The following is a 19,639-nucleotide window of genomic DNA, read 5'->3' as shown; positions in this document are numbered from 1 at the left end:
CCGCCGGCTGTTGCCAGCCGGCGGCCGTTGCGACATCCCGCCGATTAGGGCTTGATGTTGGTCTTGGCGGTCCAACCGCTCTTGCCGGCGCAGCTGCCGCCGGTGATTTCAACTTTGACGAACGGCAGGGATTGGCCGCCCATGGTGGGAATCATGGTTTCGTCCTTCACCGTGGCCGCCGTGCCGCCTTCCGCGTAGCAAACGAAACTTTTTTCATCCTCGGCGTTAACGCTGAAGTTGCCCGGCTGCTCATCGATCAAGGATTTGCCGCCGTTCGGATTGAGCAGGGTAACGGATTGGCCGGGCGAAACGTTCACCTTCACCTCAACGTTGCCGCCGCCGCTGCCGCTCATGATGAACCACAGCACGATGACCACCCCGGCGATGCCGCCGTACAGTACCGCGGGCTTCTCCTGTTGCAGCTTGGTCAAGGTATCGGTGATGCCCTTGGCAGCGTCTAAAGGACTCTTGGATGCATTGTTTTCTTCGGACATTCTCGGTTACCTCCTCTCTACGTCTGTTTTCGGCTGGTCGAGACCGCGAGGGGCAACTTACCATGCCGGAAAGACATTATCAAAAGCGTATTTGTTATAGTTGATGTGCTCTGCAAAAGGCGTTCAGGGAGCCTTGCGGGCATTATAACGCGAAGACTTGGCCGCGCACGTTTGCCGTTGGATCGCGGCATCCGGCGGGGCGACGGCCCCCTGAAGCGCCGCCCAGGGCGGTGCCTCCCGCGAGGATTTCCAAGGCCGGCTCGTATAATGTCTGGCTTAACCCACGAGGAGCCGAATTGATCAGGCTGTTATTGCTCACGGTCATTTTGGGACTGCTTTTCTACGGCGGACGCCGGCTGTGGCAAATCTGGGCGCCGCGCCTGCACGGCCGCTGGCACCGTGTCGCCCTGTACGCCGGTGCGCTGGCCTTGCTGGTGCTGGCCGCCACCGGCCGGCTCGGCCTGCTGCTGGCCGCCGCGGGCGGAGTCGCCGCCTACGCGTCGCGCAATTTCCCGCAACTACTGCGCTGGGCGCCCGCGCTGCATCGCCTATGGCTACAGCTGCGCGCCCGGGGCGGGCTGGGCGACATGGAAACCGCCTACTTGCGCCTGCGCATGGATTACGCCAGCGGCCTGCTGAGCGGAACCGTGCTGGCGGGACGTTTTGCCGGCAAGCGGCTTGACGAACTCAGCCTGGACCAATTACTGGCCTTGCACGGCGAATGGCAATCCGCCGACGCCGCCTCGGCCGCTTTGCTGGAAACCTATTTGGATCGGCAGCACGGCGCCGATTGGCGCCGCGTCCATAGCCGGAGCCGGAGCGATGGCAAACAGTCCTCCCGCAACGAGACGATGAGCCGCGACGAGGCCAGCGAGGTGCTGGGGCTGCAAGCGGGGGCATCCGAGCGCGACATCGTCGCCGCCCATCGTCGCTTGATGCAGAAATTCCACCCGGACCGGGGCGGCTCGGACTATTTGGCTACCCGCATCAATCTGGCCAAGGATGTATTGCTCAGAAAGTAGCCCCGCCGCAACAACTTGCTTTTTGCTAATAGGTTTTTTACCCTGCATAAGCCTCGGGTAATCCATTAAGGAATCCATGAATTTACGTACTTCGGAAATTTTCCAGCGGTTTAAGGACCAGGGCTTGTTGACCGAACATCGAGGTCCGGACTCAACAGTGCAGCGGATAGCCCCCATCGAGGACTGCGGACCGGGCGACTTGGTATTCGCCGACCGCGCCAAGTTTTTAGACACTCTGCGCGCACAACGGCCGGCCGCGGTGGTCGCTGACCGGGCCTTGGCGGAACAGCTGGCCGAACAAACGGAACTGGCGGTGCTGGTGTCCCCCAACGTCAAGCTGGCCATGGCTCTGCTGCGCCAAGCCTACGACGACCGCGACCTGCGCATCAGCGAATGGCCGCGCGTTCACGCCACGGCGGTAATCCATGACAGCGTGGCCCTGCCGGACGACGCCATCGTCGGCCCCGGCGCCGTCATCGGCGCCAACGTCCGCCTCGGCGCCAACACCGTGATCATGGCCAACGCGGTGGTGGAGCACGACGCCGTCATCGGCGCCAACACCGTGCTGCACCCCGGCGTGGTGGTCTGCTACAACTGCGAAATCGGCAGCGACTGCATACTCAAGCCCGGTTGCGTCATCGGCGCGGAGGGCTTCGGCTTCGCCCAGGACGAACGGCGCCGCAACTACCGCATTCCCCACATGGGCCGGGTGGTGATCGGCGACCGCGTGGTGATCGGCGCCAACACCACCGTGGACCGCGGCACCTATGGCGAAACCCGCATCAAATCCGGCACCATCGTCGATGCCTTGTGCCACTTCGGCCACAACGTGGAATTGGGCGAGGATTGCATCATCTGCGCGCAAACCGGCTTGTCCGGCTCGACCCGCTTCGGCAACCGCGTGATCGCCACCGGCCAGACCGGCACTATCGACCACGTGCAGGTGCCGGACAATACCGTATTGCTGCACCGCGCCGGACTGCCCAACAGCATCAAAGAGCCGGGCATGTACGCCGGCGGACCGGCGCAGCCGCTCAAGGAATACAAACGCAATATCGCCATGCTGCCGCGCCTGCACGAAATGTGGACGCGGCTGAAGGCCTTGGAGAAAAAACTGGACGATTCGTCCGAATAGCTTATCGGCGCCCGTCGCAGCGTTTCAGACGGAATCGGCAGACAGGGACCCATCACCCAATCCATCATGCAAGGGTGCGGCATTGCGCTCAAGAATGTTTGCGCGGAACCATTCCGATAGCCGGGCCGGCTTGCAACGGGCGTTGCTGGCCGGCTGCTGCGCCGCACTGTTGAGCGCCTGCGCCACCAGCCCCCCGCCCAAACGGCATCCGCCGCCCGCCGCCCGCCAACCAGCCGCGCCCAGCGGCGACTCCTACGTGGTGCAACGGGGGGATACGCTGTATTCCATCGCCGTCCGACTGGACATCAACTTCAAGACGCTGGCGCGCATCAACAATATCGCGCCGCCCTACCGCATCGTGGCCGGCCAGCGCCTATCGCTCCACCAAACGGAGACATCGCCGGCGCTACCGCCCGCCCGCCCCGCCGCTACCGACCACGCCGCCCCCCCCTCCCAAGCAACGGCAACCGCGCTCGCCGCCTCGCCCACTCCTGCGGTAACGCCCGCAAAACCGCCCGCGGCTGCAGAAGACACCATTCCAAGTATTTATGATAACCAAGCGCCGATTACCTGGCGCTGGCCGCTTTTTGGCCCCTTGGCGCGGGGGTTTCAAGACGACGGCAATAAGGGAATCGATATAACAGCCCACGACGGCGAAACCGTGGCAGTAGCGGCCAACGGCAAGGTTGTTTACAGTGGTCAAGGGTTGATCGGTTACGGCAACCTCGTTATCGTCAAACACAACGACACGTATCTGAGTGCTTACGGCAACAATAGCCGCCTGCTGGTGCAGGAGGGAGACGAAGTGGCGGCGGGGCAACCCATCGCCGAAGCGGGGTCGGTAGGCGACAAGCCGCCCACCTTGCATTTTGAAATCCGTCAGGCGGGGAAGCCGGTGGATCCTTTGGATTACTTGCCTAGACGCTAAAACGGCAACTATTGGGATTTGGTTTGCATGTCCGATCACGGTTCACACGAATTCGAAGAAGAAAATCCGTTCGACGCTGAAGTGGTGGAGGAAATAGAGGCATTGGAAGCGGAGGAACCGCTGGAAGCCTTGGCGCTGGCCGACAAAAGCGGCAGCGAGGATTTCGACGCCACCCGGCTCTACCTCAATGGCCTATCCGCCTCGCAACTGCTGAGCGCGGAGGAGGAACGCCATTATTCCCGCTTGGCCCGGCAAGGCGACGAGTCGGGCAGGCGCAAAATGATCGAATCCAATCTGCGCTTGGTGGTGAAGATATCCCGCCGTTACCTGAACCGCGGCTTACCTTTGCTGGATTTGATCGAAGAAGGTAATCTGGGCCTGATGCACGCGGTGGAGAAATTCGACCCGGAACGGGGATTTCGTTTTTCCACCTACGCCACGTGGTGGATACGCCAAACCATCGAGCGGGCCCTGATGAACCAGACCCGTACCATCCGCTTGCCCATACACGTGGTCAAGGAGATGAACGTCTATCTTCGCACCCTGCGGGAGCTGGCCGGACGCCTGGATCACGACCCCCGCGCCGAAGACGTGGCGCGCCATTTGGACAAGCCCCTGAGCGAAGTGGAGCGCATGCTCAAGCTCAACGAACGCGTCGCGTCCATCGACCTGCCCGGCAAGGGCGATTTCGACCGCCCTCTGGCGGACTCGCTGTCCGACGGCGACGCGCTCACGCCGGCCGACATTCTGCAGGACGAAACGCTCAACGCCAATTTGAATCAATGGCTGGAACGGCTTAACGACAAGCAGCGGGAAGTCATCGCGCGGCGCTACGGCTTACACGGCTACGACCAGTCCACCCTGGAAGACGTTGCCCGGGAGATGGGCGTGACCCGCGAACGGGTGCGGCAGATACAAATCGAAGCGCTCAGGCGCTTGCGGGAAATCATGGAAACCGAGGGATTCTCGGCCGAAGCACTGTTTTCCTAGCCCCTCCTGGACCGACGGCCGAGCATACCCCGCGCCGAAGCCCCCGCCCCCAAGGCCCGGTGAAGTAACCGAGGCCTTGTGCTATCATGCGCCGCTGTCAAGCGGCCGCATGGGCCGCACGCAAAGCGCATTAGAACGGATAATCGGGAGTTATTGCATGTCGCAGGCCATTCAATCTTCAGGAAAAGCAATTCTGCTCGGCACGCTGCTGGCGTTAACCGGATGCGCAAGCCAACCGAAGCCGGTCGCGCCGGAACCGAAAGCCTCCGAGGAAACCAATAGCTTGGGCGAGCGCATGAGCCGCGTCAGCTCCAAAATGACCGTCATGAGCCAACAGTGGGACGAAGGCAAAAGGCTGGTAGAACAAGGCCGTTCCACCATGGAGAAGGGACGCGGCCTGATCGACGAAGGCCAGGACATGGTGAAAAGAGGCGAGGAGATGCAACGCAAAAGCGAAGAGTTTTTCCGCGAGCACGGCGGCAAACCCTGAGCCGGCAACGGGCCGCCTTGGCCCCTGCCCTCTCCGGCATAAGGGCGAACCGGCAGTCATCAAACCGTAAACAATCGCCGCTAGCATTGCCCCATGTCACAAAATAACGCTGTCACCCCCCGCTCCCTGCTGCCCGACGAAAAAACCATGACCCGCCGCCGCCGGCGGCGCATGATGGTCGACACCCTGGTCAGCCACGCCATGGCCATCGGAGGCGGCGCGGTCATCATGGCCGTCCTGCTGATTTTCTTTTACCTGCTGTACGAGGTGGCGCCTTTGTTCAAAGGCGCGGAAAGCGAAGCGGCGGCGGAATTCGCCGTGCCGGCTGCCAATGCCGGCGCCACCTTGACCTACGTCATCGACGAACAAACGGAAGTGGCCTTGCGCTATACGGACACGGGCCACGTCATCCTGTTCCAACCGAACTCCGGCAAAATCCTCAACGAGAGCACGCTGCCCATTCCGGCGGGAGTAACCATCGCCTCCTTCGCCAAAGGCGCCGGCGCCGTGCTGGCCTTCGGCCTCAGCGACGGCAGCGTTATCGTCGCCAAGCAAAAGTTCTCCGTCACCTTCCCGGACGATCATCGCACCATCACCCCGGACCTGGCCTACCCGCTGGGCCAGCAGCCCTTGCGCCTGCTGCAGGCCAAGCAGCCGGTACGGGCGCTGGCGGCGCAAGCCGGCAGCGACGGCGCCATCATCGTGGGCTGGGGCGGCGGCGCCGACCTGGATCTGCTGCGCTTCCAAAAAGGCGAGTCCTTCCTGGACGACGACGCCAGCCTGAAGGAAGAGCGGGCGACCCTGTCCGTGCAGCTGGAGCAACCCAAATACCTGCTGCTCGACAGCGACATGCACAACCTGTACGCGGCCGACGAAGCGGGCCTGCTGGCGCAATACGACGTCACCGACCTGGAGCACACCAAGCTCAAACAACAACTGCCGCTGCTGCATCAGGGCCAAAAGCTCACCGCGCTCACCCACCTCACCGGCGACATCTCCTTGCTGGTGGGCGACTCCGACGGCGGCCTCGCCCAGTGGTTTCCGGTACGCAACGAACACGGCTACCCCGAGCTGAAAAAAATCCGCGCATTCGACGCCTTGACGCGCTCCGTCAGCGTCATCATCGCCGAAGAAGGCCGCAAGGGATTCCTCGCGGCCGATGGCGCCGGCCGCATGGGTATCTATCACACCACCGCGCACCGCACGCTGCTGCAAACCGAAGTCGGCCAAGCGGCAGTCAGCTCCGCGGCCCTGGCGCCGCGCGCCAACGCGGTAGTGCTGGAGGACGCGGCCGGCATAGTGCACTTTCAGCGCATCCATAACGAACACCCGGAAGTATCCTGGTCGTCGCTGTGGGGCAAAGTCTGGTACGAGAGCTACCCGGCGCCGGACTACGTCTGGCAATCCTCTTCTTCCGGCAACGACTTCGAACCCAAATTCAGCCTGGTGCCGCTCAGCTTCGGCACGCTCAAGGCGGCGGTTTACGCCCTGCTGGTGGCCGTGCCCCTGGCCATTTTCGGCGCCATTTACACGGCTTACTTCATGGCCCCGACGCTGCGCCAGACCGTCAAGCCCATGGTGGAAATCATGGGCGCCCTACCCAGCGTGATCCTGGGCTTCCTCGCCGGCCTCTGGCTGGCGCCAGCCCTGGAAAGAAACCTGCCCGGAGTGTTTTTGATGGTGGTGCTGATCCCCCTGGGCACGACCGCCTTCGCCTTTTTCTGGCAACGCCTGCCGGAACGCTTGGCCTCCAAGGTTCCTAACGGCTGGCTGCCGTTGCTGCTTGTGCCGGTGGTCTTCCTGTTGGGCTGGATCAGCTTCGCCATGAGCTACCCCATCGAGCAATGGCTGTTCGGCGGCGATGTCCGCAACTGGCTGGTCAACGTCATGCACATCAGCTACGACCAGCGCAACGCCATCGTCGTCGGTTTCGCCATGGGCTTCGCGGTGATGCCGACCATCTTCTCCATCGCGGAAGACGCCGTTTTCGACGTGCCCAAGCACCTCACCTACGGCTCCCTCGCCTTGGGCGCAACGCCGTGGCAAACCATGATCCGCGTGGTGCTGCTCACCGCCAGCCCGGGTATTTTCTCCGCCGTCATGATCGGCATGGGCCGCGCCGTGGGCGAAACCATGATCGTATTGATGGCGACGGGCAATACGCCGGTGGTGGATTTCAGCCTGTTCCAAGGCATGCGCACCCTGGCGGCCAATATCGCCGTGGAAATGCCCGAATCGGCGGTGGGAGGCACCCATTTCCGCGTATTGATTCTGGCGGCGCTGGTTCTCTTCGCCTTCACCTTTTTGTTCAACACCATTGCCGAGCTGGTTCGTCACCGCCTGCGGCAGAAATACAGCTCCTTGTAGGCCACTATGCGATTTACCGAATGGTTTAAAAGCGGAGCGCCGTGGATCTGGCTCAGCGCCAGCGCCGTGGCCGCCAGCTTGCTGGTTGTCATGGGCTTGCTGCTTTTGCTCGTTTACCAGGGCTCCAGCCACTTTTGGCCCCGCGCCGTACTGGACGTAACCTCTCCCGGAGAAAAAGTCCGGCTTATCGGCGAGCAGCGCCAGTCCGAAACGGTGCCCGCCGAGCGCTTGCGCTCCCTGGGCCAGACGGTACCCGCCGGCCAAGAAATGGTGGAACGGCGCTTATTGCGCGTGGGCAACCGCGACCTGCTGGGCAGCGATTTCCGCTGGGTACTGGCCGACGAACTGGCCGGAGCCGCCTACCCCGCCGATCTAACGGTGCTGGAAAGACGCGAGTGGGGCAATTTCTACGGCTATCCGAAAACGGTCAAGGAAAACGGCAACGTAGTGGCCCAAGGGGACAAACTCTGGCCGGAACTGGAATCCCATCTGGCCCGGGCATTGGATTTGCACGAGCAAATCCGCCGCATCGAGAAAGACGAAATCGGCGCCATCAACTACAGCCTGGAAAAGCTGCGGCTGGAGCACCGCAAGCTTGAACTGGCGCAGGACAACGACCCGCAGAAGCAGCAAGACCTCTCCGCGCGACGCCAGTCCTTGCAAGCCCAATACGAGACGTTGCAACGGCGCCTGGGCGAACTTTACGCTCAAACCGGCCGCGACAGCGTATCCGTGGAAACCAGCGACGGCACGCTGCAGGACATCCCCCTCGCCAAAGTCGTTCGCGTCTATCGCCCCAACGCCATGGGCCTGCTGGACAAAATGGTTTTTTATGTGGGCAAGGTGTGGGAATTCGTCAGCGAGGAACCGCGTGAAGCCAACACCGAAGGCGGGATTTTCCCGGCCATTTTCGGCACGGTGCTGATGGTATTCATCATGACCATCATCATCACGCCGTTCGGCGTCATCGCCGCCGTGTATCTGCGCGAATACGCCACCCAGGGCTTCATCACCCGCCTGATCCGCATCGCGGTGAACAACTTGGCCGGCGTGCCGTCCATCGTCTACGGCGTATTCGGCCTGGGCTTTTTCGTTTACTCCATCGGCAGCCACATCGACGCCGCCCTGTACCCGGAAGCCCTGCCCTCGCCGACCTTCGGCACACCCGGCCTGATGTGGGCGTCCCTGACCCTGGCCCTGCTCACCGTGCCGGTGGTGATCGTCTCCACCGAGGAAGGGCTGACCCGCATTCCGCGCATGATCCGCGAAGGCAGCCTGGCGCTGGGCGCCACCAAGGCCGAGACTCTATGGCGCACGGTGCTGCCCATGGCCAGCCCGGCCATCATGACCGGCCTGATCCTCGCCATCGCCCGCGCCGCCGGCGAAGTGGCGCCCCTGATGCTGGTGGGCGTGGTCAAGCTGGCGCCGACCCTGCCCCTGGACGGCAACTACCCGTTCCTGCACCTGGACCGCAAGTTCATGCATCTGGGCTTTCACATTTACGACGTGGGCTTCCAAAGCCCCAACGTGGAAGCGGCACGGCCCCTGGTTTACGCCACGGCCCTGTTGCTCGTTTTGGTTATCCTGGTATTGAACCTGGCGGCGATCGCCACTCGCAACCGTTTGCGCGAGCGCTACCGGGCCGAGGAATCCTGAGGAATCGGTAATGAGTGAAACAATGACCCACGGGTTGGACATCAGCGCTTTGGGCCGCAAGCCCGGCGGCATCAATGCCGGCCAGTTGCAAAAGTGCCTGGAAGTCAAAAGCCTCAAACTCTATTACGGGGAAAAGTTGGCGCTGAAATCCGTCGACCTGGAAATCCCCAAAAAATGCGTCACCGCCTTCATCGGCCCGTCCGGCTGCGGCAAATCCACCCTGCTGCGCTGCTTCAACCGCATGAACGACCTGATCAGCAACGTGCGCATCGAAGGCGACATCCTGCTGGACGATCAATCCATCTTCGACCCCGCCCTCAACGTGGCCGACCTGCGTCGCCGGGTGGGCATGGTGTTCCAGAAGCCCAACCCCTTCCCCAAATCCATCTACGAAAACGTAGCCTACGGCCTGCGTATCCAAGGCGTGAAAAACCGCCGGGTGGTGGACGAAATCGTGGAAAAATCCCTCAAGGCGGCGGCCCTGTGGGACGAAGTGAAAGACCGGCTGCACGACTCCGCCATGGGCCTGTCCGGCGGCCAGCAGCAGCGCCTGGTGATCGCCCGCGCCATCGCCATCGAGCCGGACGTTATCCTGCTGGACGAGCCGGCTTCGGCGCTGGACCCCTTGTCCACGCTGAAAATCGAAGAATTAATCTACGAATTGAAGTCTAATTACACCATCGTCATCGTCACCCACAACATGCAGCAGGCGGCGCGGGTGTCGGACTTCACGGCGTTCATGTACATGGGCGAATTGATCGAGTTCGGTCCCACCGACCGCTTGTTCACCACCCCGAAGAAAAAACAAACCGAAGACTACATAACGGGTCGCTATGGCTAGCATATTCGACAAAGACGAGCTCCAGCAGCACATCTCCAAGCAGTTCGACCAGGAGCTGGTGGACATCCATAGCCGCATCCTCGCCATGGGCGGCTTGGTGGAAGAACAGGTACAGCTGGGAGTCAAATCGCTGATCGAGGCGGATGCGGAACTCGCCGAAAGGGTGGTGGCCGACGACGTCAAGATCAACTCCCTGGAAGTCTCCATCGACGAGGAATGCACCCAAATCCTCGCCCGCCGCCAGCCCACCGCCCGCGACCTGCGCCTGGTGATGGCGGTCATCAAGACCATTACCGACCTGGAACGCATCGGCGACGAGGCCAAGCGCATCGCTTACCACGCCATGGACTTGTCCAGGCAATTCCCCAAACGCAACCAGTTCACCGACTTGGAGCACCTGGCCACGCACGTGGGCGTCATGCTGCACGACGCCCTGGACGCCTTTGCCCGCATGGACGTCGAACAAGCGTTTCGCGTGGTGCAGGACGACAAGGTGGCAAACGCGGAATACGAAAGCATCCTGCGCCAGCAAATCACCTACATGATGGAGGATCCGCGCTCCATCCCCGTTTGCCTGGACATCATGTGGTCGGCCCGCTCCCTGGAGCGCATCGGCGACCGCGCCTGCAATATCTGCGAATACGTCATCTATTACGCCATGGGCAAGGACATCCGCCACATCAGCCTGGACCAGGTCCAGAAAGACCTCAAGGGCGAATAGCCCGCTTCCCTGCGCTCGCCCGCTTTCGCGGCGGGCGCTGCGCCGGCCGCGCCAATAGCCGGCCCCTTCCCCGCAGCCCGCAGCCCGCAGCCCGCAGCCGCATCAAAACGCAAACGATGGGTATACGCCGAACATAAAAAAACCCGACACCGTAACCGGCGTCGGGTTTTTTGGGTTTTTGGTCGGGGTGAGAGGAATTGAACCTCCGACTCCTGCTACCCGAATCCACGGGGCGCAGGGAAAGCGGCTTGTAATCAAAAACTTGCGCAGCCTGCCCGCGCGAATTGTTGCCAGAAGTTGCCAGGAAATGCCGCTAAGGGACGGTGGTGTTTCACGATCGATTTCACGTGCAGCCAGGCAAGCTGCTCGTGACTTAGGAGAGCCAGCCGTAAGTGGCTCTGGGTCTCCAGGTTTCGCGGGCCTTTCCGGTTGGGCTTGGTTGGATCGGACCCTTGTTGTGCGAAAATAGCGCATGTTTTCTATCGCACACATGTGGCAGCGAACCGCCCCGAGGCTTCCGTGCGGGCCTCTTTCTTGAGGTCGTGGTTGCGCTCGTGCTTCTGGGCCGCATAGTTGCCGTGTCGCACCATTACACTCAACTGTCGCCACTTCATAGCAGGCAGAAACGCTCTACCATGCCAGACTTCAACGAAATAACGCCAACGACACCGCCGGACATTGCATTTCAGCCGGGGCGAAGGCTCGGGGGCATACCAACCATATCTCTTTTCTCCGGCTGCGGAGGGATGGATATCGGAGCGGAGCTTGCCGGGGCTGACATCATCTTTGCAAACGACATAGACCAGGATTGCTGTTCAACCCTTCGTCGATATTTCCCCGATACGGATGTCTATGAAGGCGATGTTTCTGTCTTGAAGGCCTACCCTAAAGCCAGTTTAGTGATAGGAGGGTATCCGTGTCAGTCATTTTCTATGGGTGGGAATAGGGACCCGGAAAATGATCATCGAACAAACTTATACCGCCAGTTTGCCAGGTGCTTGGAAGTTGTTGAGCCAAAATACTTTCTTGCTGAGAATGTCTCCGGTCTTCAGCAGCTAAAGAAAGGGCATTTTTTGGAAGAACAAATTAAGACTTTTGGGGCAATCGGGAAGCATGGCTACCATGTTACCGCGCAGCTATGCGACGCTAGAAAATATGGGGTGCCGCAGGCTAGAAAAAGGCTCTTTATCGTTGGTGTAAGAAAAGACCTTGGGCAAGTCTTTAACTTTCCAGAAGAAACCCACGGAAAAGCGACGCCAAAACAGCCGTACCTCCTGCCGTACACGTCCCACGGTGAGGTTATAAAGGACTTGCCTCTCTGGCCTGTTGGTGAGTTCTATGAGCGCCCCCACGATCCAGATGGTCATATGTCGTGGTACTACATGTCCCGGAATCGGAAGGCTCCTTGGGATGGGCCTTCTTATACGATCGTTGCCAATTGGAGGCACGTGACACTGCATCCTGCGAGTCCCGTAATGAAGCTGGTTTGGTCCAACCTAGCCGATGGCTGGAAGCAGAAGTGGGATTTCAGTGACGAGTATGAGCATACGCGGAACCACCCAGAGCGACCAGTGCTGCAAACCCCTAGGCGCCTCTCCTGGCGGGAATGCGCCAGGATTCAGACTTTTCCAAAAGGCTTTGAGCCCGAAGGGGGGGTGGAATCGAAATTCAAGCAAATAGGCAATGCGGTGCCGCCGCTTCTTGCTAAAGTCGTTTTGGAACACCTTATTTCTGGGAAAGGGCTCGTTTCTGTGCGGACCGAGCGGCGCCCCATGGCGGAGCAGCTCGCGCTAGCCTTGTAGATGCGTGGCTCTGCCTGTGACACGAGAAGATTAGATGTCCAAGATCGCCTGCACGGTTTTATCTAGCTCATCCATTTCCTCGGCGGTTGCTCCATCGCCCCTGCCCGTAATGCTCTTTCCTAGCGTGCTCAGGCTCATGTGCCTGGCATTGCTCTTATCGAAGCTCGGAATATTTAAATATTCGACGACACTAACACCAAGGCTTAGCAGGGCGGCTGCATATCTAGATACCGCCTTAGCCACGGTAGGTGTGTTAAGGAATGCTGTTAGATAAGCGGCTTCATCCTCGGTTTGGACTGGGATGAAATAAAGCTTGTGGTCCGGAATAACTAGACGCTTTCCAAGGATCGGATCGTCTATAGAACCGACATATGCGGCGGCGAAGCTGCTTCCGGCCATTTCTCGCCAAAGGACTTTATACTCGGAAAAAGTGTATGTCCCAGTGCTCCAAAGCGAATAAAAAGGATGGCCTTGTTTCTTCTGGTATCGCTTGTAGCTTGACCGTCCTTCGAGCACTTGCTCGAAGGCCTTCAGGAACTTGTAGGTTTTTGGGTGGCTCAGAACCAAATTAGGGTCCCCATGCATGCCCTTTTGGGGAATAAGCATCCTTAGATCAGGGTCGGGCACCGCACAAAACGAGGAAACGCCGCGTCCACGAAGCAAAGGGTACACATGTTCGGTCTCCACGAGGCCTGTCTTTTTTTGGATGCCCTGTGTTCTGCCAATTTCCGCTGCATTTTGTATCGTAACCGTTGTAGGCGATGTTCGATCCAGCACGTGAACCCAAAAGACCCCATTCCGATCAGTTGTAACCCCCTTTCTCGCTTGATACTGCGGTTTACCAAGTGCAGGTGAAAAAACCTTCTCGAAGACCGTGTGATCATGTGCCGTTCCCACTAGCCAAGGACGGCCAGGGTCACCCCCAGGAATGGGATAGGCAAGATGGTCCACGTGTTCCGCGACGCCAAGAAATGAACTGGCATCGCTAAAGGACCGAAGCTTTCGGCCCGACGCATCTTTCGCGGACCAAACACGATAAGGTACTGGAAAAGTCGTTGGCTTATCGCGCTCAACGACGATGAGCGTCGGATGATTAGATACGTCGTCGAACGGACTAATTGCACGGAAGTCCTCTACCGATTTAACCCCCAGGGGTATATTGCTGCTCTTGAGGACAAACCGGCGAAACCCTTCGCTAGATTCTGTAGTAAATACCGTTCCGGTGATGAAGAAACCAAGGGTGCCGCCTTGGGCAAGGTACCTGTCCGCTGCTACATAAAGTACGGCTGTCGATATGTCCGATTCGATTCCCCCTACCCATGCATCATCGCTGAACAGGCCATAAGATTGGAAGCGAGGCTTAATAATTTGTGCGTAGTCCGGCGGAAGATGGCTCCACTTGATCCAAGGCGGGTTGCCGCTGATGAAAGTGACAGTGGGGATGGCAGCCGCAGCAAACCGTTCCGCGATGATGGAACACCAAATGCCATTCCAGCCATTCTGATGCAGCTCTACTAGGGTGGTTACGGTCTGGAGAATGGCCCCCAATTCCTCACCCTGCAGATGCAAGTGCGGAAACTCAGCTGCGAGTACGTCGGCGATCTCAGCCGGCGATCTGTCAGCGTCTACCAACACGCGCATCCTGGCGAAGAACTTATAGAAATCTTTTTGCCGCAATAAGCGTTCATGCACCCTGAACGGCTTGTTGCCAAATTCCGTCTGTAATGTGTGCTCGAAAAAGCCATCGCCTTCTTTTGTGGCGGGGATAATGGCGTCGGCAAGATATACAGGGAGACGAATAGGATTTTCTGCATCGAGATATGGGGCCACGAATACGGCAAGGGACCCTTTGGCCGCAAGGACTGCCAAAGGATTCAGATCAATGCCATAAATGCCTTGAAGAAGGCGCTCGGCACTGTCCGGAGCGCCCTTTGCTAGCCGTCGCCGCACGGCCTCCAAAAGGAATGTGCCCGATCCGCACGTCGGATCAAGGAGTTGCGCGTCTTCAGGCCATCCTAGCGTGGTTAAGGCATGTTCGGCGAGCCAGTCAGGGGTATAAAACTCGCCTAGTGCGTGTCTCAACGCGCGAGGGATGAAGCTCTCGTAGATGCCCTTAAAGAGATCGCGTGTTGTCTCCGGGGCTTTCTTGCTCACGTCAAAGTCAACGCCAGCAAGACGAGAAAGAAGGGACTGTATGGGCGCCTCAAAGCGATCCCAATTGGAGTCGTCAAAATACCAGGAGAAAAAATCACCGGCTAGCATGTTGGAGATGCCGGCTGCCTCAAAGAGATCGCCAGACTCTAGTGATTGGATGCGATCAGCAGTCGGCACTGAAGCATCACGTACGTCCTGGCTCGGGTTGGGAAGAGCACACGCCGCGATGATCTTTGCCAGTAAGGCAATATATGTGTGCAGTGCGAACAGGTACGCCGGGGGATTTGATTGGTAATCCTCGTCGTGCGAAACCGTCTGACGCTGAAGAAGCGCTTTCATCGCGTCTGGCTGGAAGCTAATGACCTGCCGGAATAAGCGCTGCCATTCGGTAAATAGCAGCTTTGTTTTTGTTGTGGCGGTTGCTGATTCTGCCTTGCAAATCGCATCGAATAAGAGCGGAATCAAGTCCTTGCCATAATCTGACTCTGGCCCAACAAGTGTTGATAGCAGCTTGGGGTGAACAAGCGGTACGCCATTGTTCCTTAGTTCGCTCAAAAGGCGTTCCGCTGCCGCGGGGTCAAATGGAACCGGCGTCTCCCAATTCGGTTTGCTGTGGGAAAAACGACCGAAATTGATATGGGCTCCATCCCACGCAATGAGCACGTACTCACCTAATGACCGGCCTTCTTCGTGGGCGAGGAGCTCTGCATACTCCTCAGCTTGTTTCCGGGCATAGCGGAGTTTGTGGCCTACAGATCCTCGAAAAGATTTGGGCGGCTCGTATTCGATAACCACGGCGCCATGAGCCACGTCAACAAACTTTGTTGTTTTCCCGCTACCCTTTACCGCGAGGTCAAGTTGAAACGGCGTCCACGGGATGGATAGCGCATTGCAAGCGCTTTCGAGAGCATTTTCGACTTCATGTCTAAGCTGTGTCTCGTTCTGGCTGCTTGCAGTGATAGTGGTTACGGACTGTGCTAGAGTTTTAGCCGTTGTTTTCATTTTCGTTTTGGCGGAAAGGTAACTGACTGCTTAAGGGCGGTTATTGACGAGAATCTCTAGATGGCAGATAAGGTTTCGCCGATTGTCCGTAGTAAAATAATGAGGGCCATAAAGCATAAAAACACCAAGCCAGAGCACCTCGTTCGTTCGTGCCTATTCAAGGCTGGCTTGCGCTATCGACTTCATGTGAAAGAGTTGCCTGGCAAGCCAGATATTGTGCTTAGGAAATATCGGACAATAATTTTTGTGCATGGGTGTTTCTGGCATCAACATCCAGGGTGTCGATATGCGAGGGTGCCTGCATCGAATGAATCGTATTGGGGGCCCAAGTTGCGAAAAACCCAGGAAAGGGATAAGGCGCATGTGGAGGCGCTCCAGCGCTCTGGATGGAAGGTGATAATCCTTTGGGAATGCGAAATTTTGGAGCCACAGTTGGAGGCCGTGCTGGGAGAAATTCTGCACGGGAGTGACAAATAGAGCACTTCACCCACCCTTCACGCCCCTTTGTTCTTCAGCCGCATCCACAAGCGCTTTCGCCACTTGTCGGAGCGCGGCGCGCTGGTTGGGCGGCAGCGAGTCGAAGGCCTTGGCGAACTCCATCGCCTCGTCGCTGATTCCATCCCTGGTGCGCGCCGCGTCCGCGCCTTCCTTTGCATCTTCCATGATGTCCGACAGGCTGACATGCAACGCCTTGGCGATGGCCGCCAGGCTGTCGATGGCCATGCCTTTTTCCCCGCGCTCCAGGCGCGAAATGTGAGCCTGGTCGATCCCGACCATTTCGCCAAGCTGTTTTTGCGTTAGCCGCCGCTCTTCGCGGGCGCGCTTGATGCGCTCGCCAAGTGTTTTCATGTCCATCATCACATTATGCCTTGGGGTCATTTACTTTGCTTGATAATGACCAAAGGACATTTTCGGAGGTGTCTATGAAAATTCGTGAACTGCGGCAGTCGCGCCGCTACAGCCAAAAACACCTAGGTTCGCTGGCTGGCCTGGATCAGTCCTACGTCAGTCGAATCGAGGCCGGCAACGTGGACGTACCCATCATCAGCACTTTGCGCCGTCTGACCCGCGCCCTGGGGGTAAAGCCGGCCGAACTGCTGGCCGACGAGCCCCTGGACAACGCCGCCTAGCCATGGCGTCGCCGCAGACCGAAGATGGTTATATCCGTATCGCCAACGAACTGTTGGACGCTATCCTGATGTTTCCGTTCTCCAAGCGGCAGCTCAAGGTGGTGCTTGCCTTGATCCGCAAGATCTACGGCTTCAACAAGAAGGCCGACGACCTGGCGTCAAGCCAGCTTTCAACCCTTACCGGCCTGAATGATGCCCACTGCCGGGGCACGGTGCGCCGCATGATCCAGGCCGGCGAACTGCGCACGGTGAAAGTGCGGCGCTTGGTCCGCGTGCCGGCAGAAAGCGTCCGCGCCGACGTAGCCAAGCATATGCAGCCCGCACATGATGATGAGCGTGTAGGGCAGGCTGTGCACGAACAGGAGAAAGGCGCATGCCAAAACGCAAGAAACAACGGGACCACGATGGAATCTTCGAAAGGCCGGACTCGCCATACTGGTGGGCCGCCTTTATCGACGGACGCAGCAAGCCAGCTAGGCGCTCTACTGGCATTCGACGCGACGAAGACCCGCGCAAGGAGCGAGCAAAAGCCGTCCGCGCCGGCTGGATCGTAACGGCGGCGGACGAGCGAAGGGCCGGACCCCAGCCGCCTAAGCCGGCCGGCCGGACCTTCGATGACCTGGTGCTGGCCTACCTGGAAGGGCCGAGCAAGGAAAAGCGCAGCCACGAACGGGACTTGTTCAGCGCCAAACAGCTTTACCCGGCGTTCACCGGGCGAGAGCTGACCACGCTGACCAGGGCGAGGGAGTGGGCGCTGCGACGATCAATAAGGAGATTTGCTTGCTCCGGGCCGCCATCAACTGGGCGCAACGTGAACTGGAATGGGACATTCCCAACCCCTTCGGCGGTGGCAAGCTCAAGAAACCGGCCCCACGGGCGCGCTGGCTCACCCATGCGGAAGCGGCGGCGCTGATCCGGGCGGCGGAGAAAGTGCCCAAGGCGAGGCATCTTGCCCGACTTCATAAGGAGGGCGAACGGATCGCCAGCATCAAGAAAGGATTCGCCAGCGCCGTGAAAGCGGCGGGCCTAGACGACGTCCACCCGCACGACCTGCGGCGGACCTTCGGGAGCTGGCTCGTACAAGCCGGCGTGCCGATACAGGCCGTTTCTAGCCTGCTGCGCCACAGCGATATAAGGATCACGGATCGGGTCTACGCCCACCTGTCGCCGGTGACGTTGAAAAGCGCGGTAGACGTGCTGGATGGGAACGTGATTTCACGTTGCCCCAAAAAAGCAAAAGCCCCTGCTGAGAGGGGCTTCTAACGTACTGAAATGACCTTAAAAATGGTCGGGGTGAGAGGAATTGAACCTCCGACTCCTGCTACCCGAAAGCAGTACTCTACCAGGCTGAGCTACACCCCGAAATGAACCGTCATTATACTAGTAATTGCGTGCAATTGAAAAGCCCGCGAGCGTAATCATTGCATCTTTCTCTGCCGAAGCGGGCAAACATCCCAGGCACTCCACGGCTTTCTGCGCCTCTTCCTTGGCGCGCCGCTCGGTATAGGCGATCGCGTCCGTCGCCTGAATGATGGCGTAAACATCGTTGAAAGCATCGCGGTCGCCTTCCTCGATGGCCTTGCGCAACACCACGGCCTGCTCCTCGCTGCCTTGCTGCAAGGCGTAGATCAACGGCAAGGTGGGCTTGCCTTCGGCCAAGTCGTCGCCGAGGTTTTTGCCCAGGTCTTCCGGATCGGCTTTGTAATCCAACACATCGTCGATGAGCTGGAACGCAATCCCCAGATGCTGGCCGTAAGCCGACATGGCCTGCTCCACCGCCGGCTCGGCGCCGGTCAGCACAGCCGCCAGCTGGCCGGCGGCGCTGAACAAAATGGCGGTCTTGCGCGAAATGACCTGCAGGTAACTGTCTTCGCTGGTGGCGGCGTTGTTGCAATTCAACAGCTGCAGCACCTCGCCCTCGGCAATGGCCGTGGTGGTGCGGGACAAAATCTCCATGATGCGCAGGTTCTGCACCGTCACCATCATCTCGAAGGAGCGCGAGTACAAATAATCGCCCACCAGCACGCTGGCGGCGTTGCCCCACAAGTCGTTCACCGTATTGCGGCCGCGCCGCAGGGAGGACTCGTCCACCACGTCATCGTGCAACAAGGTGGCGGTATGGATGAATTCGATGACGGCCGCCAGCGTAACGTGGTGCTGACCTTTGTAGCCCATGGCCTTGGCCGCCAGCAACAGCAATAGCGGACGGAGCCGCTTGCCGCCGCTGCCGACGATGTAGTGGCCGATCTGGTTGATCAGCACCACGTCGGAACTGAGCCGCTCCAGGATCAAACCGTCGGTGGCGCGCAACTCTTCCACCACCATATCGCGTACTTGGGCGAACATCGCTTGGCTGTCGCCGGCCACGCTTTTCGCGTGATTGGAAGAAGTGGACGAACTCATCGGCTGTTGTGCATGGGATCGGTCATGACCGGCTTTCGCCGTTGTTTGGCGCGTCGCGGGGCAGTTTTTCCCGCTTTGGCAAGCGGCGCATTATATACGCGCATTGACCCAAAAAAAACGGAAAGTTACAATGATTTATTCTTTGATCCAAAGTGGCCTTCGTGGAGTGCGCTGATGTACGCGGTGATTAAAACAGGTGGCAAGCAATATCGGGTAGAGAACGGTGTCTACCTCAAGATCGAAAAGCTCGACGCGGAAGACGGTGCGACCGTGGAGTTCGATAAGGTTCTTCTGGTGTCCTCCGACGCCGGGGTAAAAGTGGGCAAGCCCTATATCGAGGGCGGCAAAGTGACGGCAACGGTGCGTAGCCATGGCCGCCACGACAAAGTAAAGATCGTGAAATTCCGCCGTCGTAAGCACCATATGAAGCAGGCGGGTCATCGCCAGCATTATACGGAAGTGCTGATCACCGGAATTTCCGCCAACTAATTCAACTGAGGTGTA

General features: G+C 59.2%; 19 protein-coding genes and 1 tRNA gene. 15 read left to right on the top strand and 5 right to left on the bottom strand.

Translation table 11 applies throughout. The features are described 5' to 3' along the window. Nucleotides 1-44 precede the first annotated feature (44 nt). Nucleotides 45-494, bottom strand: coding sequence for a hypothetical protein (locus K5607_RS02265; RefSeq protein ID WP_054774776.1), 450 nt, complete (start codon nucleotides 492-494; stop codon nucleotides 45-47). 296 nt (nucleotides 495-790) lie between these two features. On the opposite strand from K5607_RS02265, the gene K5607_RS17995 reads away from it, so the two are divergent. The 10 genes from K5607_RS17995 to K5607_RS02215 all read left to right on the top strand — a co-directional run bounded on the left by K5607_RS17995 (nucleotide 791) and on the right by K5607_RS02215 (nucleotide 12,446). Beyond that, nucleotides 791-1,516, top strand: coding sequence for a J domain-containing protein (locus K5607_RS17995; RefSeq protein ID WP_246598930.1), 726 nt, complete (start codon nucleotides 791-793; stop codon nucleotides 1,514-1,516). Between the two features lie 76 nt (nucleotides 1,517-1,592). Then, complete coding sequence (gene lpxD / locus K5607_RS02255) at nucleotides 1,593-2,651, top strand: UDP-3-O-(3-hydroxymyristoyl)glucosamine N-acyltransferase (RefSeq protein WP_221048064.1); 1,059 nt, start codon at nucleotides 1,593-1,595, stop codon at nucleotides 2,649-2,651. Between the two features lie 94 nt (nucleotides 2,652-2,745). Further along, nucleotides 2,746-3,579, top strand: a complete 834-nt coding sequence (locus K5607_RS02250) for a peptidoglycan DD-metalloendopeptidase family protein (protein WP_221048063.1) — start codon at nucleotides 2,746-2,748, stop codon at nucleotides 3,577-3,579. Between the two features lie 27 nt (nucleotides 3,580-3,606). Continuing rightward, nucleotides 3,607-4,569, top strand: coding sequence for an RNA polymerase sigma factor RpoS (gene rpoS, locus K5607_RS02245; RefSeq protein WP_221048062.1), 963 nt, complete (start codon nucleotides 3,607-3,609; stop codon nucleotides 4,567-4,569). Between the two features lie 109 nt (nucleotides 4,570-4,678). Beyond that, a complete protein-coding gene (locus tag K5607_RS02240) occupies nucleotides 4,679-5,059 on the top strand; it encodes a hypothetical protein (RefSeq protein WP_221048061.1) in 381 nt (126 codons plus the stop codon). A gap of 93 nt (nucleotides 5,060-5,152) precedes the next feature. Beyond that, the gene (locus K5607_RS02235) at nucleotides 5,153-7,426 is read left to right on the top strand and encodes an ABC transporter permease subunit (RefSeq protein ID WP_221048060.1); all 2,274 of its coding nucleotides are present in this window, start codon (nucleotides 5,153-5,155) and stop codon (nucleotides 7,424-7,426) included. A gap of 6 nt (nucleotides 7,427-7,432) precedes the next feature. Next, the gene (gene pstA, locus K5607_RS02230; RefSeq protein ID WP_054774097.1) at nucleotides 7,433-9,082 is read left to right on the top strand and encodes a phosphate ABC transporter permease PstA; all 1,650 of its coding nucleotides are present in this window, start codon (nucleotides 7,433-7,435) and stop codon (nucleotides 9,080-9,082) included. A 10-nt stretch (nucleotides 9,083-9,092) separates the two neighbouring features. Continuing rightward, nucleotides 9,093-9,923: a phosphate ABC transporter ATP-binding protein PstB gene (gene pstB, locus K5607_RS02225; protein ID WP_054774098.1), complete on the top strand. Its 831-nt coding sequence runs from the start codon at nucleotides 9,093-9,095 to the stop codon at nucleotides 9,921-9,923. Continuing rightward, nucleotides 9,916-10,644 carry a phosphate signaling complex protein PhoU gene (phoU, locus tag K5607_RS02220; protein ID WP_054774099.1) on the top strand — a complete coding sequence of 243 codons (729 nt, stop codon included), beginning with the start codon at nucleotides 9,916-9,918 and terminating at the stop codon, nucleotides 10,642-10,644. The genes pstB and phoU overlap by 8 nt, the downstream gene beginning before the upstream one ends. Nucleotides 10,645-11,279: 635 nt before the next feature. Then, nucleotides 11,280-12,446 (top strand): DNA cytosine methyltransferase, encoded by a 1,167-nt coding sequence (locus K5607_RS02215; RefSeq protein ID WP_221048059.1) that lies wholly within the window; start codon nucleotides 11,280-11,282, stop codon nucleotides 12,444-12,446. 30 nt (nucleotides 12,447-12,476) lie between these two features. On the opposite strand, the gene K5607_RS02210 is transcribed toward K5607_RS02215, so the two are convergent. Beyond that, complete coding sequence (locus tag K5607_RS02210) at nucleotides 12,477-15,602, bottom strand: N-6 DNA methylase (protein WP_221048058.1); 3,126 nt, start codon at nucleotides 15,600-15,602, stop codon at nucleotides 12,477-12,479. 60 nt (nucleotides 15,603-15,662) lie between these two features. On the opposite strand from K5607_RS02210, the gene K5607_RS02205 reads away from it, so the two are divergent. Beyond that, nucleotides 15,663-16,079 carry a very short patch repair endonuclease gene (locus K5607_RS02205; protein ID WP_082411458.1) on the top strand — a complete coding sequence of 139 codons (417 nt, stop codon included), beginning with the start codon at nucleotides 15,663-15,665 and terminating at the stop codon, nucleotides 16,077-16,079. Between the two features lie 6 nt (nucleotides 16,080-16,085). Here the strand turns inward: K5607_RS02205 and K5607_RS02200 are convergent, their stop codons facing one another. After that, nucleotides 16,086-16,460: a helix-turn-helix domain-containing protein gene (locus K5607_RS02200; RefSeq protein WP_054773314.1), complete on the bottom strand. Its 375-nt coding sequence runs from the start codon at nucleotides 16,458-16,460 to the stop codon at nucleotides 16,086-16,088. Nucleotides 16,461-16,525: 65 nt separating this feature from the next. Here K5607_RS02200 and K5607_RS02195 point away from each other — a divergent pair, with 65 nt between their 5' ends. From K5607_RS02195 to K5607_RS02185, 3 genes are all read left to right on the top strand, one after another. Then, the gene (locus K5607_RS02195; RefSeq protein WP_054773313.1) at nucleotides 16,526-16,732 is read left to right on the top strand and encodes a helix-turn-helix domain-containing protein; all 207 of its coding nucleotides are present in this window, start codon (nucleotides 16,526-16,528) and stop codon (nucleotides 16,730-16,732) included. Nucleotides 16,733-16,734: 2 nt separating this feature from the next. Next, nucleotides 16,735-17,286 (top strand): replication protein, encoded by a 552-nt coding sequence (locus K5607_RS02190; RefSeq protein ID WP_054773312.1) that lies wholly within the window; start codon nucleotides 16,735-16,737, stop codon nucleotides 17,284-17,286. Nucleotides 17,287-17,512: 226 nt separating this feature from the next. Next, on the top strand, nucleotides 17,513-17,995 hold the full coding sequence (locus tag K5607_RS02185; RefSeq protein WP_217994913.1) for a tyrosine-type recombinase/integrase: 483 nt from the start codon (nucleotides 17,513-17,515) through the stop codon (nucleotides 17,993-17,995). A 22-nt stretch (nucleotides 17,996-18,017) separates the two neighbouring features. Here K5607_RS02185 and K5607_RS02180 read toward each other — a convergent pair. Then, nucleotides 18,018-18,094 (bottom strand) — tRNA-Pro (locus K5607_RS02180). Nucleotides 18,095-18,112: 18 nt separating this feature from the next. Continuing rightward, a complete protein-coding gene (locus tag K5607_RS02175) occupies nucleotides 18,113-19,135 on the bottom strand; it encodes a polyprenyl synthetase family protein (protein WP_221048057.1) in 1,023 nt (340 codons plus the stop codon). Nucleotides 19,136-19,309: 174 nt separating this feature from the next. On the opposite strand from K5607_RS02175, the gene rplU reads away from it, so the two are divergent. Beyond that, entirely contained in the window at nucleotides 19,310-19,624 is a 315-nt protein-coding gene (gene rplU, locus K5607_RS02170; protein ID WP_054773311.1) for a 50S ribosomal protein L21, read from the top strand. The last annotated feature ends 15 nt before the right edge of the window (nucleotides 19,625-19,639 follow it).

Origin of the sequence: Methylogaea oryzae, from assembly GCF_019669985.1 — a bacterium.
Lineage (GTDB): Bacteria > Pseudomonadota > Gammaproteobacteria > Methylococcales > Methylococcaceae > Methylogaea > Methylogaea oryzae.
Note: the sequence above shows the minus strand (reverse complement) of the source record. Positions and strands in the feature narration are given on the sequence as shown.